Genomic DNA, 14,415 nt, shown 5'->3' with positions numbered 1-14,415 from the left:
GTCGCATGCCTGTCCTCGGTGGCGCCGCATCGCGCGTGCGGCGCGGCGCCATCGCTCTCCTGGTTGGACTGTCGTTCGCTGCGACTGCGGTGGCGGCGTCAGCCGCCGTCGGCGACCTCGACCGCGACGGCGAAGGCCTGCAGCCCAGCAATGCCGCGATCGGCATGCCGCACTTCAAGGGTGATGCGCATCCCTTGCCGGACAGCGGCGTGGCGTTCACGCTGGGGCAGGGGCAGGGCCAGTTGCAGCGGGTGTTCGCCGCCGACCTGGCGACGGGTGCCGGCCGCGCGCCCGGTCGCGATTTCTGGATCGACCGTCTGCTCGCGCGGCAGGGCACCGGCGGCGGTTTCGGCGACAGCAACAACTGGCTGTTCACCCGCGGCCGCGCCGCCTACCTGTACACGCACAAGCCGGAGGAGCCTGGCTTCGTCGGCGACGTGGCCTACGTGCACAAGACCGGCCACGACGCGCTGTTCCGCCTGCAACTGGAGCGCGACGGCGCGCCGATCGCGCTGGTCGAGGACAGCGCGCAGCGGCGACAGACGCCGAGCTATTTCAGCAGCGCGTATGCCGGTGGCGGCGTGCGCCTGCAACTGGTCAAGTTCATCAGCGAACAGAACGTGGCGGTGGCCGAAGTCACCGTGTCCAGTGTCGACGGCGCGGCGCATACCCTGACCGTGCGTGCGGTCTCGCCGATGGCCACGCATCCCGACAGTGCCGAACTAACCGGCGCCTTCGTCACCCATAACGCCATCACCACGCTGTTTCCGCGCTTGTCCGGCGACGGCTTCGCGGTCGATGGTGCGAGCATCGCGCGGCCGCTGGCGGTGCCGGCGCACGGCACCGCGCCGACACTGAAGGTGCAACTGGGGCTGATCGCGCGCGAGCTGCCTGCCTCGCTGCAGGAATACCGGCGCATCGCCGCGCAGTCGCCGCAGCAGGCCTACCGCGACCACGTCGTCGCCTACAACCGCTGGTGGGCCGACAACCTGCCGTACCTGGACACGCCCGAGGACAATCTCGACAAGACCCTGTTCTACCGCTGGTGGCTGCTGCGCTTCAATTTCCTCGACGCGGCGGTGCCCGGCAACGACTACCAGTTCCCGGTGGCGATCGAAGGCGTGCTCGGCTACGACAACGCCATCGTGCTCACCACCGGCATGTTCATCGACGACCTCAAGTACCTGCGCGATCCGCTCTACGCCTACGGCTCCTGGCTCGGCGCCGGCGAGACCGCCGGCGGCGGCAAGTACGTGGACAATCCCGGCGCGCCGGAGAACTGGTCCAATTCCTACGCCCAGTACCTCAGTGCCGCCGCCTGGCGTGCCTACCAGGTGCATGGCGGCCCGCCGGCGATCGCCGGGCAACTGGCGCGCTACGCCAGCGACGACGTGGACGCGCTGCTGCGCGCCTACGACCGCAACGGCAACGGCCTGATCGAATACGACTGGGCGGCGATGACCGGCAACGACGCCGATGCGGTGTCCTTCGACTGGGCCAAGCGGCATGGCGCGCCGCGCATGGACCGCAGCGAGAGCGCGTACGTGTACGCCAATGCGCTGGCTGCCGCGCAGGCCGCGCAGTTGGCCGGCGATGCCGCCACCGCGGTGCGCATGCAGGCGCTGGCGGCGAAGATCCGCCGCGCCGTGCTCGATGTGCTGTGGCAGGACCACAGTGCACATGCCGACGGCATGGGCCTGCACGGCGACCTGCTCAAGCAGCGCCAGGCCGATGGGCCGCGCCTGCCGGTGGACTGGAAGGAAACCAACAACTACTACCCCTTCAGTGTCGGCCTGATGCCCAGGCACGGCGATGCCGACGACGACCCCAAGTACGTGCGCGCGCTGCGTCTGTTCGCCGATGCGCGGCAGTTCCCGCTGTTTCCGTTCTACACCGCCAACCAGGCCGACGCGCAGGCGCGCGGCGCCGGCGGCAGCAACAATTTCTCGGTGATCAATTCCACCGTGGCGTTCCGCCTGCTCGGCAGCGTATTGCGCGACTACCCGAGCCCGTACCTGGACGCCTCCAGCTACCGCAAGCTGCTGTACTGGAACGCGTGGGCGCACTACATCGACGGCGACAACCGCTACCCGGACCAGAACGAATTCTGGGCGCAGGGCAGCGCCGCCGATGGCGGCCACATCGGCTATCGCTCGTGGATCCACCACACCCAGCTCGGCGCCACCAACTTCACCGTGATCGAGGATGCGATGGGCCTGCGCCCGCGCAGCGACGCCCTGATCGAGCTGTATCCCATCGATATCGGCTGGGATCATTTCGTCGCCGACTGCCTGCGCTATCGCGATCGCGACCTGAGCATCGTCTGGGATCGCGACGGCCGCCGCTACGGCGGAGCGGCGCCAAAGGGCTATTCGCTGTACCTGGACGGCCACCTGGCCTTCACCGTCGACCGCCTGGCGCACGTGCTGTACGACCCGGCCAGTGGCCGCGTGCAGGCCTTGCCGGATGTGGTCAATGCCGGTGCCGCGCAGATGCAGGTGCTGGCCGCGCATCGGCTGGCGCTGCAGGCGCCGCAACAGGTGCGGTTTCCTGCCGCGGCGCGGATCGGTGCGGTGCTGGCCGAGGCCGGACTCGACATCGCGCTGCCGCCCGGCGCGCGCAATCTGGCGCAGGGTGCGGCGGTCAGCGCGAGCTATGCGGCCGACGGGTTCCCGGCCACGGCCGCGGTCGACGGCAGCACCGCCAACGAACCGTTCTGGGGCACCGCCGGTTCGCCTGCCGCCAGCGATTGGCTGGAACTGGATCTGCAGCGCCCGCAGACCCTGGACGATGTACGCGTGTACTTCTATCGCAGTTCCTCGCCTCCGGGTGAACAGCACGGCTTCCCGTCGGGCACGCGCGCCGGCTACGCGCCGCCGTGGCTGTACGTGCTGCAGTACTTCGACGCCGGCGTGTGGAAGACCGTGCCGGGCCAGGTGCGTGACGCACCGATCGCGCAGGGCAACCGCAACCGCATCCGTTTCCCGCCGCTGCGCGCGCAGCGCTGGCGCGTGCAGGTCACCCATGCCGGCCCGCTGCGCACCGGGATCAAGGAGATCCAGGCCTATGCCAGCGGCGCCGCGGCGCCGGCGGTGCACGGCAACCAGGCGCCGGAGGTCGAGGCCTGGCAGGAAGACGGCAGCAGTGCCGGTGGCGTGGTGCGCCTGGCCGGCCGGGTCGGCGACGATGCGTTGCCGAACGGCACGCTGACTCTGCAGTGGCGCACGCTGCAGGCGCCGCCCGGCGGTGCGGCGCTGTTCGAGCAGCCGCAGGCGGCCACGACTGAGGTGCGCTTCACCGTGCCCGGCGCCTACACCTTGCAGTTGCAGGCCGACGATGGCGCGTTGCAGGGGCACGCCGAGGTCAAGGTGATCGCGGCGGCGGCTCCGGCCGGGCAGACGCTGCAAGTACAGGGCGAGGCCACGCCGAGCGCGCAGTTCACCGCTGGCCATCACCGCCTGCAGGCGCTCAATGATGGGCTGCTGCCGGCGCCGGACCAGGTGCCGGCCGCCGACCGCCGCTGGGGCAGTTGGGGACGCGCGCAGCCGGCTTCGGTGTGGGTGCAGTACGAGTGGCCGCAACCGCAACGACTGAACGCGGCGGCGCTGTATTTCTGGGACGACCAGCCGCAGGGCGGGGTGGCGTTGCCGCGCGCGTGGACGTTGCAATACCGCGACGGCACGCAGTGGCGCGACATCGCCATGCGCGGCGGCTATCCGGTGCATGGCGATGGCGCGCCGAGCCGGGTGACGTTCGCGCCGGTGGTCACCACGGCCTTGCGCGCGGTGCTGCAGACCGCGACGCAGGGCGAGGGCCACTATGCGGTCGGGCTGGACGAATGGCAGGTGTTCGCCGAGCGCGCGGTGGCGACCGAAGCGGTGGACGTGCGCATCGCGCCGGGTCAGGCGCCGACGCTGCCGGCGCGCATCGCCGGCTACTTCGCCGGCGGCCGTTGGGCCTGGCTGGGCGTGCGCTGGTCGCAGGTCGATGCGGCGGCGCTGGCCGGCGAGGGCCGCCTGCAGGTGCAGGGCCTGGCCGACGGCGGCGTGCCGGTGACGGCCAGCATCTGGGTCCGCGCGACCGCGCCGGGCCAGCTCACCACCGTGCAGGCGCCGCCGCCGCTGCACATGCCTGCGGGGCAGGCGCCGGTGCTGCCGGAACTGGTCTCCGTGCAGTACAACGACGGCTCGCGCGAGCGCGTGCCGGTGCGTTGGGCGCCGCTGGCGCCGGCCGCCTATGCCAAGCCCGCACGCCTGAGCGTGGTCGGACAGGCGCGGGGCCGCGATGGCACCGGGACGCTGCCGGTGCGGCTGGACCTGGTGATCGAGGCGGAGACGACACCATGAACCGCCATTCCGTGCGCCGTGCCGTCGCCTGCCTGTTGGTGGCCTGCACTGCCTGCATCGGCGTTGCCGCGGCCATCGCCGCGACACCGGCGGTGCCGTGGTCGCGGCAGGTACATGCGCCGGGCAATCCGATCCTGGCCGACGGCCGCGCCTATTCGGCCGACCCCGCGCCGCTGGTCGCCGACGGCAAGCTCTACATCATCGCCGGCCGCGACGAAGCGCCGCCGGAGGTCAACGACTTCGTGATCGACCGTTGGCAGCTGCTGGTCACCGACGATGTCGGCCGCGGCGACTGGACCCACTACCCGACGTTGCTGCGCCCGCAGCAGGTATTCGCCTGGGCGGCGCCCGGCCACGCCTACGCGGCGCAGATCGTGCAGGGCCCGGATAAACGCTATTACCTGTATGCGCCGGTGCAGGAAGCACACTCGCGCAATGCCGATCCGTTCGCGATCGGCGTGGCGGTGGGCGACAGCCCGTTGGGGCCGTGGCGCGATGCGCATCCGCAGGGACCGATCCTGTCGCAGTCGTTGCCGGTGCCCAACGCCATCCAGAACATCGACCCGACCGTCCTGGTCGACGACGACGGCCGCGTGTATCTGTACTGGGGCACCTTCGGCAAGCTGTTCGGCATCGAACTGGAACGCGACATGGTCACGCCGAAGGGGAAGGCGGTGGCGGTGACCACGCTGGACGGCTACTTCGAAGCGCCGTGGCTGTTCAAGCGCAACGGCACCTACTACATGGCCTACGCCGACAACCATGCCGGGCCGGAGTCGGAGTGCACGCCGACGCTGTACCACGCGTGCATCGCCTACGGCAGCGCGCCCTCGCCGTTGGGGCCATGGACCTACCGCGGCGTGATTCTGCCGCCGGTGTCCTCGACCACCTCGCACTCGGGCATCGTGCAATTCAAGGGCCAGTGGTACCTGGTCTACCACACCGCCGACGCCAAGGGCGGCGGGCATTTCCGCCGCAGCGTGGCGATCGACCGGCTGCAGTGGGACGACACCCGGCAGCCGGCGCGGATCCTGCCGGTGGTGCCCACGCAGCGGCCGCAGCCGCCGTTGCCGCCGCAGCGCAACCTCGCTCGTTATGCGCAGGCCAGCGCGTCCAACGGCCCGGACATCCCGCACCAGTACTGGATCGCCGCGCTCAACGACGGCCGGGTCAAGCGCAATCCGTTGCCGCCGCAGCTATGGGGCAGTTGGACACCGCACAACCCACCGCAGCAATGGCTGCAGTACAGCTGGGCGCAACCGGTGACGCTGCAGGGCAGTCGCATCCTGTTCTGGGCCGATCATCCGCCGGGCGCGGACAGTGGCGTGGCGCCGCCGGCGCGCTGGCGGCTCGAGTACCGTCGCGACGGCCGTTGGTGGCCGCTGGCAGAGAGTGCGCGCGCGCCCGTCGCCGGCCGCTGGCAGACGCTGCGCTTCGCGCCAGTGACCACGCGCTGCGCGCGCGCGGTGCTGGACGCATCCGGCGGCGGCGAGCGCTACGCCGCACTGGCGGTGCAGGAGTGGGAGATGTTGGCGCCGCAGGCGCAGCGCCTGCCGCAGGCGACCGCGGCGGATGTGCAGCGCTGCGACATGCCTTGAGGCGAGGCGTGCATGCCGATCGAGCCGACCTCGCCGACCTTCGCAGGCGCTTCGGTTGCAGCAGCTGCCGCTGATGTCGGCGGCATGTACCGGCCGCATCATGTTCCTGCTGTGACGTCGGTTTGATTTTCGGACTCTGTGCGGAATTATCCCGATTCCATGAGGATAAACGTCGAGTGCATGGCGTTTTGGTGGATTAGTCTGGCGACGCATTGCCGATACGCGAGTGGCTGCCGTGCGGCGTGTTCCTGGCGTTTCGCCGGAGGCGAACCTGGATCCGCATGCCGTCGGGGGGCGGCGGATGCCTCAATCACTGCAGGCTGGTGCGGCGGAACGCGCGTCGATCGTCCTATTCATCCAATGTCGTCGGACAAGAGGAGTGTAGAGCCGTGAAACTTGCTGCTTCTCGATTCGTGCGTCTGGTCTCCACGATGTGCCTGTCGGCCGTTCTGGCCTTGGCTGCGCAGCATGCGCAGGCGGCTGCCGCGGCGGTCTGCACTGCCGGTCAATGGATCGCCAATCCCGGCGATACCGACATGCCGGCCGTCCGCTACGAAACCCAGCACTTCGCGTTCCGCTGGAAGGACGGACAAGCCGTGTCGCAGGACGATGTGACCTCCGCAGCCAAGGAGCTGGAGCTGATCTGGGACGACTACATGGGGCGCGTCGGGTTTCCCGAGCCGTACTGCAACACGGCAACGAAGTACAAGGTCAGCGTCTACCTCGACCACAGCTTCGGCCTGAACGGCGGTACCTCCGCCAGCGGCGGCATGGGCATGTGGATCAATCCGGACCAGTTGGGGTATCACTGGGGCCTGGCGCATGAATTGACCCATGGCTTGCAGGGCAGTACCGGCGGCTTGCGCGACTCGCCGTACGTCGGCTGGATCTGGGAATCGCATGCCAACTGGATGGCGCACCAGTATTTCCACGACGACGTGCAGTGCTCGGAGATGTTGGTGAACTACCCGCATCTCTATCTTGGCTCGACCCGCGACCGCTACTGCAACTGGCAGTTCATGGAGTACCTCAAGGATCGCTTCGGTTACGCGATCATCAACGATCTGTGGGCCAAGGCGCCCAAACCCGGCGATTCCCGCCAGGCCGATGCCGATCCGTTCTCGATCATTCGCGACAATATGGGCTGGAGCCAGTCGCAGCTCAACGACGTGTTCGGCGACTGGGCCATGCACAACGTGCAGTGGGACTACACCGACCCGGACGGTCGCGACCATGGCGCCGTGATGCGCCAGCAGTACGGCAGCAATACCGCGTTCGATCCGGAAAACCCGGCCGATGAGACCAATCGCGATCGCGCACTGCGCCTGACCCAGCTGGATCCGGTGCAGGGCCAGACAGGCGTCTACCAGGTGCCGTTCGACTGGGCGCCGCAGCGGTGGGGCTACAACCTGGTCCGGCTGATTTCCACCGTGGGTGCGAATGCGGTCGTGGTGAAGTTCCATGGCAACGTGCAGCAGAAGTCGGCGGTCGACACGTTGCCGGGCCTGGTCAACGATCCCGAGACGATCGGTACGCCGGATTCGGATTGGCGCTGGGGCCTGGTCGCAATCGAGGCGAACGGCAAGCCGCGCTACAGCGCGTTGCAGCGAGGCGCCGATGCCGCGCTGTCGTTCCAGGTGCGCAGCGATGACAGCGACCTGTATCTGGTGGTGATGGGGACGCCGAGCAAGATGCAGAAGATCAAGTGGGATCAGTCCTACTATTCGGTCTACCGCTACCCGTGGAGCGTCACGCTGCAGAACGCGTATCCGTCGGGCCAGCAGCCCGGGGCGCCGACGCCGACGCGCGTGGGCGGCCGTCACCCCAACGGCGGTGGCTGGGTCGCCCAGAACGCGTATGTCGCGTCGACCGCCTATGTCGGCCCGCATGCGCGGGTGCTGGGTGGCAAGGTGCTGGGCGATGCGCGCATCGAGGATCATGCGACGATCCTGGGCGGGCAGGTGCAGGACGGCGCCGTGGTTGGCGGGTTGAGCTTGCTGCAGGACGGGGTGACGGTGAAGGATCGCGCCCGGTTGCATACGGTGTTCAAGCCGGCGGGGGCGTTCGGCGGGTTCACGCTGTCCGGTTCCGCGCAGTTGCGTGGCGACGTCGAACAACGCGGCGCGTCGGCCAGCAAGGGCGTGTTCTACGGCTACGTCGATGCGAATACCGTGACCAACCCCGATTATGGCGCCGACCTGACCGACGCGGTGCCAGAGGTCACGGCGAAGCCGCAATGATCGACCGGCAATGACTGCCAGGCGGTGTCGTGGCGGATGCACGGTGCATTCGCTGCGACACCACTGCGGTGTCGCGATCCCGGCATGACGCGACGCGTCGTGCAGGTGGCGCATGAGCCGCAGCGCATTGGCGTGTCGGCCGCGTTCGCCCACGCTGTCCGCAGGGGCCTGGTCGCCAGCGCCGGGTCGGCACGGTGATTCGGCAGAAATCCGCATCTGCACGCATCAGTGGGGACAAGACGCGCTGTCACCCGGATGACACAGTGACCATGGATCCGCTGGTCGTTGCCCTGCGGCGTCGGCGTCCCGACATCTCATACAGGAGCAGTCCATGCCTCGATGCGTTTCTTTCCCGCATGCCGCCTCGCACGCGGGAGGCCGGCGATGAGCGGGCAGGGCATGCATCGGCATGGCGCCGCCTGCGCGCACGCAGCTGCCGACGCGGCCGGCGCCGCGCTGGATCCTTCGCGGCGCCGCTTCCTGCAATGGAGCGCACTGGCGGTAGCCGCCGGGCTGCTGCGTTTCCCGCTGGACGCCGCCGCTTCCACCCCGGGCCGGGTGCAGGCGCTGCCCTTGCAGCAGGTCACGCTGAAGCCGTCGCTGTTCCTGGATTCGCTGCAGACCAACCGCCGCTACCTGCTGGAACTGGAGCCGGACCGCCTGCTGCACAACTTCCTGCAGTACGCCGGCCTGCCGCCGAAGGGCGCGGTGTACGGCGGCTGGGAGGGCGACACCATCGCCGGCCACACGCTGGGCCACTACCTCAGCGCACTGGCGAAGATGCACGCGCAGACCCGCGATCCCGCACTACGCGAGCGCATCGACTACATCGTCGCCGAACTGGCGCGCGCGCAGGCAAAGGACGCGGACGGCTACGTCGGCGGGCTCACCCGCAAGAACGACAACGGCGCCATCGACAGCGGCAAGGTGGTGTTCGAGGAAGTGCGCCGCGGCGTCATCAAGGGCAGCAAGTTCAATCTCAACGGTAGCTGGTCGCCGCTGTACACGGTGCACAAACTGTTCGCCGGCTTGCTCGACGCGCAAGAACTGGCCGGCAACGCACAAGCGCTGCAGGTGCTGTTGCCGCTGGCCGGCTACCTTGCCAGTGTGTTCGACGCGCTCGACCACGCGCAGATGCAGACCCTGCTGGATACCGAGTTCGGTGGGCTCAACGAGTCCTACATCGAACTGGGCGCGCGCACCGGCGATGCGCGCTGGATCGCCATCGGCAAGCGCCTGCGCCACGAGAAGGTGATCGACCCGGCCGTGGCCGGGCGCGACGAACTGCCGCACATCCACGCCAACACCCAGGTGCCCAAGTTCATCGGCGAGGCGCGCCAGTTCGAGGTCGCCGGCGATGCCGATGCGGCCGCGGCGGCGCGCTTCTTCTGGGAGACGGTGACCGCGCACTACAGCTACGTGATCGGCGGCAATGCCGACCGCGAGTATTTCCAGGAGCCGGACACCATCGCCGCCTTCCTGACCGAGCAGACCTGCGAGCATTGCAACAGCTACAACATGCTCAAGCTGACCCGGCACCTGTACCAGTGGACGCCGCAGGCGCGCTACTTCGACTACTACGAGCGCACGCTGCACAACCACACCATGGCCGCGCAGCATCCGGCCACCGGCATGTTCACCTACATGACGCCGATGATCAGCGGCGGCGAGCGCGGTTTCTCCGACAAGTTCGATTCGTTCTGGTGCTGCGTCGGCAGCGGCATGGAAGCGCACGCGCAGTTCGGCGATGCGATCTACTGGCAGGACGCCACCTCGCTGTACGTGAATCTCTATATTCCCTCGCGGCTGGACTGGAGCGAGCGCGACCTGGCGCTGGAACTGGACAGTGGCGTGCCCGACAACGGCAAGGTGCGCCTGCAGGTACTGCGTGCCGGCGCACGCGCGCCGCGGCGGCTGCTGTTGCGGGTGCCGGCCTGGTGCCAGGGCCGCTACACCCTGCGCGTGAACGGCAAGCCCGCGCGTGCGGCATTGGCCGATGGCTATCTGGCGCTGGAGCGCGACTGGCGCGCCGGCGACGTGATCGACCTGGACCTGGCCACGCCGCTGCGGCTGGAACACGCCGCCGGCGATGCGGACACGGTGGTGGTGATGCGCGGTCCGCTGGCGCTGGCCGCCGACCTGGGGCCGGTGAGTACGCCGTACGACGCGCCGGACCCGGCGCTTGTGGCCGCGGCCGATCCGCTGCGCGGCTTCGTCGAGCTGCCGCAGCCCGGCCATTTCCTGGCCAGCAGCACGCAACCGACGGGCCTGACCTTCGTCCCGTTCTACGCACAGTACGAGCGCCGCAGCGCGCTGTATTTCAAGCGTATGGATCCTGCGCAGTGGGCGCAGGAAGCGCAGCGGCGGGCGCGGCGCCAGGCCGAGCAGGACAAGCTGCGTGCGATCGCGGTGGACATGATCCAGTTCGGCGACGAGGCCTCCGAGCAGGCGCACCAGTTGCGCAGCGATACCTCCTTCGGTGGCGCCTACCGTCGGCAGCAGTGCCGCGACGTGCGCGGCAAGGGCTTCGTCGAGTTCCGCATGCGCGGCAGCGCGCAGCCACTGGCACTGCGGCTGCGCTTCTGGGGCAGCGACAAGGGGCGCTTCAACATCCTGATCAATGGCAAGCTTGCCGTGGAAGTGGCGGTGGAGCGCGGCCAGGTGATCGATTTCGTCGACCGCGATTACCCGCTGCCGCCGGCGCTCACCCGGGATGCGCAGCCGTTGGTCGTGCGCATCGAGCCGCAGCACGGCGACACCGCCGGCCCGCTGTTCGGCGGCTGGCTGATCCCGGCGTGACCGCAACCAGCGGCATCGCCGTGCGCAGCCGATGACAGTGTGTGCCTGCCGTGTCGGTGTCTGCACGACACAACGCCACGTTTCGTCACGAGCGCCTCATGCAGGCGCGCAGCCCCGCACGACCATGCATGATTCCGCATGCGAAACCGCGAATCGCGACAAGACGCGGCCATGCATCCACGGCACAGTGTGACCGCGTGATGAAAATCTGATCGCATCGTCGTACCGGCCGTGGCGCCGGCGTGCGCCACCGGAGCGCCGCCATCGTCGTCGGACGTCATTGCAGGAGCGGGGAGCCGCGCACGGCCGTGCGCGCAGGAGATCGGCCTCCCCGTTGTGCGCCAGGCCGTCGTGGTCCGGTGCAGGCACGCCACCGCAGGCGCCGCGCAGGCGCCACCGTCCAGCAGGTCCGTCCGTCGGCATGGCGCCGGCATGGCGTCGTTCGGCCTGCGTTTCTCCGCTGTCTCGTCTCGCCACCTTCCAGGAGCCCGCCCCATGTCGTTTCCGCAGCCACGCCCTTCCTTCCGCCATGCCGCGACGCCGCTGGCGCTGGCAGTCGCCACTGCCCTGTCGCTGGGGAGCGCAGGGGCGGCGCAGGCGCAGGAGGCGAGCGCCGACAGCGCCACCCAGACCCTGGACAGCATCGTGGTCACCGGCTCGCGCCTGCGCCGCGTCGATACCGAGACCGCCAACCCGGTGGTGACCATCAGCCGCGCGCAGATCGAAGCCACCGGCAAGGCCACGCTCGGCGATCTGGTGCAGGAACTGCCGTCGATCGCCGGCAACGCCACCAATCCCAACACCAACAACGGTGGCGGCACCGGCGCCTCGGTGATCTCGCTGCGCGGCCTCGGCGACAAGCGCACCCTGGTTCTGGTCAACGGCACGCGCCTGGCCAGCAACGACGTCAATGCGATCCCGGCGACCATGATCGAGCGGGTGGAAGTGCTCAGCGACGGCGCCTCGGCGGTGTACGGCTCGGACGCGATCGGCGGCGTGGTCAACTTCATCCTGCGCAAGGGCTTCGACGGTGTCGAGGCCAGCGCCGACTTCGGCACCAGTTCGCGCAGCGACGGCAACCGCCGCAACTTCTCGCTCACCGCCGGCAAGACCGGCGAGCGCGGCAGCATCGTCGCCGGCCTGTCCTACCACGACATCGATCCGGTCTCGGCTGGCGCGCGCGCGTATTCCAAGGACGCGCTGTCGCTGATCGACGGCGTCGGGGTGAAGCAGGGCTCCTCGGCCACGCCGACCGGCAGCATCAGCTTCAACGACGGCTCGGCCGCGGCCAAGGCGCTGGCGGCCAGCAACGGCTGTTCGCGGGTCACCTTCAACGGCGGCAGCAGCAGCCCGACCAACGCCAGCCAGTACCACTGCTACGTCGCCTCCACCGATTCCTACAACTACCAGCCGTACAACCTGCTGCAGACCCCGCAGGAACGCACCAACGCCTTCTTGCTCGGCAGCTACCGCTTCAGCGACCACCTGGAAGGCTACGTCAACACCTATTTCAGCAAGACCACCTCGTCCTCGATCATCGCGCCGATCCCGATCTTCGCCAACGGCGACAACTTCCTGGTCTCCTCGGCCAGCTACTACAACCCGTTCGGGGTCAACTTCGGCACCGACCGCAGCACCGGCACCTCGTACAACAACTTCAACACGCGCGCCACGGTGCTGGGCAACCGCCGCTACGAGTACAACACCTACAATTTCCAGATCAATCCGGGCCTGCGCGGCAGCTTCGGCGACAGTTCCTGGCAGTGGGATGCCAGCCTCAACTACGGCAAGGTCAAGCAGAAGTCGATCAACTACGGCTTCCTCGACTACGCCGGTTTCAATGCCGCGGTGGGGCCGTCGTTCCTGGCCGCCGACGGCACGGTCAAGTGCGGCAGCGCCGGCGCGCCGATCGCCGGCTGCACCCCGATCGACGTGTTCAACCTCAACGCCGCCAGCAACAAGGCCGCGCTGGAAGCGCTGGTGGTCAACCCGATCGTCACCAACGTCTATACGGTCAAGCAGTTCGAAGCCAACGCGAACGGCGAGCTGTTCGCGCTGCCGGCCGGCACCGCGAGCCTGGCCGTGGGTGTCTCCTATCGCAAGGAAAGCACCAGTACCGCCGCCGATTCGCTGTGGACCGGCGACGAGAACGGCATGTGCGGCGTGATCGAGTACTGCGCCTCGGTGCTCGGCGGCAGCTTCAGCGTCAAGGAAGCCTATGCCGAAGCGTTGTTCCCGCTGCTGGCCGGGCTGCCCGGCGTGCACTCGCTCAACCTGACCGTGGGCAGCCGCTTCTCCGACTACGACACCGTCGGCAGCAAGACCAACAGCAAGGTCTCGCTGGAGTATCGCCCGATCGAGAACCTGCTGCTGCGCGGCACCGCCTCGCAGGTGTTCCGCGCGCCGAACATCAGCGAACTGTATGCCGGCGTGGCCGGCGACTCGCCGTCAGTCACCGATCCGTGCAATGGCTACACCGGCGGCCATGCCGCCGCCTGCGCCAACGTGCCCACCGACGGCAGCTACCAGCAGGCCGACAACCAGGTCGGCGCCAAGGCCTCCGGCGCGGCAGTGGCCGGCTACCAGCTCAAGCCGGAGACCGGCATGTCCTACGACTTCGGCGTGGTCTACGACCCGGGTTGGGTCGAGGGCCTGTCGATGAGCGCGGACCTGTGGAAGATCAACCTCAAGGACACCATCACCCAGGTCTCGGCACAGACCGTACTCAACCAGTGCTATGCCAACGACGCCAGCGCGTTCTGCGCGCTGATCCACCGCAACGACAACGGCACCGTCAACTACATCGCCGAGCCCACCGTGAACCTCGGCAAGCTGTGGGCCAGCGGCGCGGATTTCAGCCTCACCTACCGCCTGCCGGACACCGCCTGGGGCAACTTCAGCGCCGGCCTCAACGGCACCTACGTGATCCGTTACGACATCAACCCCGACACCACCGACCCCAGCACCGTCACCATCCACAACGCCGGCAAGTACACCTACGCCTACGGCAACTTCCCGCGCTGGCGTGCACTGGGCACGCTGAACTGGAACCTGGGCGACTGGAGCGCGTCGTGGCGCGTCCGCTACATCGGCCGCACCGAGATCGGCAGCGCCGATACCCGCCAGAGCCTGTCGGCCGATGCCGACCAGCCCGCCGTGGTCCGCGACATCGGCGCCTACGTCTACCACAGCGTGCAGGTGGGCTATCAGGTCAAGCCCTGGAACACCCGCTTCGAAGTGGGCGTGGACAACCTGGCCGACCGGCAGCCGCCGCTGTACTACGCCAACAACGTCACCAACGCCAACACCGACGTGGCCACCTACGATCTGCTCGGCCGCTACTACTGGGCGCGGGCGACGGTGAAGTTCTGAGGCGGAGCCTGCTTGCGCAGGCGACCAGGTGACAGCGCCGTGGCGGGTGGAGCCCGCCGC

Annotated in this window: 5 protein-coding genes; all 5 read left to right on the top strand. The window is 68.7% G+C overall.

The annotated features are described in order from the left end of the window. Positions 1–5 precede the first annotated feature (5 nt). The 5 genes from ACHWVH_RS12080 to ACHWVH_RS12060 all read left to right on the top strand — a co-directional run bounded on the left by ACHWVH_RS12080 (position 6) and on the right by ACHWVH_RS12060 (position 14,355). Complete coding sequence (locus ACHWVH_RS12080; RefSeq protein ID WP_394687260.1) at positions 6–4,346, top strand: Ig-like domain-containing protein; 4,341 nt, start codon at positions 6–8, stop codon at positions 4,344–4,346. Then, on the top strand, positions 4,343–5,944 hold the full coding sequence (locus ACHWVH_RS12075; protein ID WP_394687259.1) for a family 43 glycosylhydrolase: 1,602 nt from the start codon (positions 4,343–4,345) through the stop codon (positions 5,942–5,944). Before ACHWVH_RS12080 ends, ACHWVH_RS12075 begins: the two co-directional genes overlap by 4 nt. A 431-nt stretch (positions 5,945–6,375) precedes the next feature. Beyond that, the gene (locus ACHWVH_RS12070) at positions 6,376–8,184 is read left to right on the top strand and encodes an Svx/AvrXca family virulence/avirulence protein (protein WP_394687281.1); all 1,809 of its coding nucleotides are present in this window, start codon (positions 6,376–6,378) and stop codon (positions 8,182–8,184) included. Positions 8,185–8,568: 384 nt separating this feature from the next. Beyond that, entirely contained in the window at positions 8,569–10,983 is a 2,415-nt protein-coding gene (locus ACHWVH_RS12065; protein ID WP_394687258.1) for a beta-L-arabinofuranosidase domain-containing protein, read from the top strand. A gap of 495 nt (positions 10,984–11,478) precedes the next feature. Further along, positions 11,479–14,355, top strand: coding sequence for a TonB-dependent receptor (locus ACHWVH_RS12060; protein ID WP_295926731.1), 2,877 nt, complete (start codon positions 11,479–11,481; stop codon positions 14,353–14,355). Positions 14,356–14,415 lie beyond the last annotated feature (60 nt).

The organism is uncultured Xanthomonas sp. (assembly GCF_964278005.1).
Lineage (GTDB): Bacteria > Pseudomonadota > Gammaproteobacteria > Xanthomonadales > Xanthomonadaceae > Xanthomonas_A > Xanthomonas_A sontii.
This window is presented reverse-complemented; position numbering and strand designations above follow the sequence as displayed.

What these genes read in the sequence shown, in the direction of transcription:
- ACHWVH_RS12080 (WP_394687260.1), top strand. Translation starts at nt 6, where the DNA reads ATGCCTGTCCTCGGTGGCGCCGCATCGCGCGTGCGGCGCGGCGCCATC.
- ACHWVH_RS12075 (WP_394687259.1), top strand. Translation starts at nt 4,343, where the DNA reads ATGAACCGCCATTCCGTGCGCCGTGCCGTCGCCTGCCTGTTGGTGGCC.
- ACHWVH_RS12070 (WP_394687281.1), top strand. Translation starts at nt 6,376, where the DNA reads ATGTGCCTGTCGGCCGTTCTGGCCTTGGCTGCGCAGCATGCGCAGGCG.
- ACHWVH_RS12065 (WP_394687258.1), top strand. Translation starts at nt 8,569, where the DNA reads ATGAGCGGGCAGGGCATGCATCGGCATGGCGCCGCCTGCGCGCACGCA.
- ACHWVH_RS12060 (WP_295926731.1), top strand. Translation starts at nt 11,479, where the DNA reads ATGTCGTTTCCGCAGCCACGCCCTTCCTTCCGCCATGCCGCGACGCCG.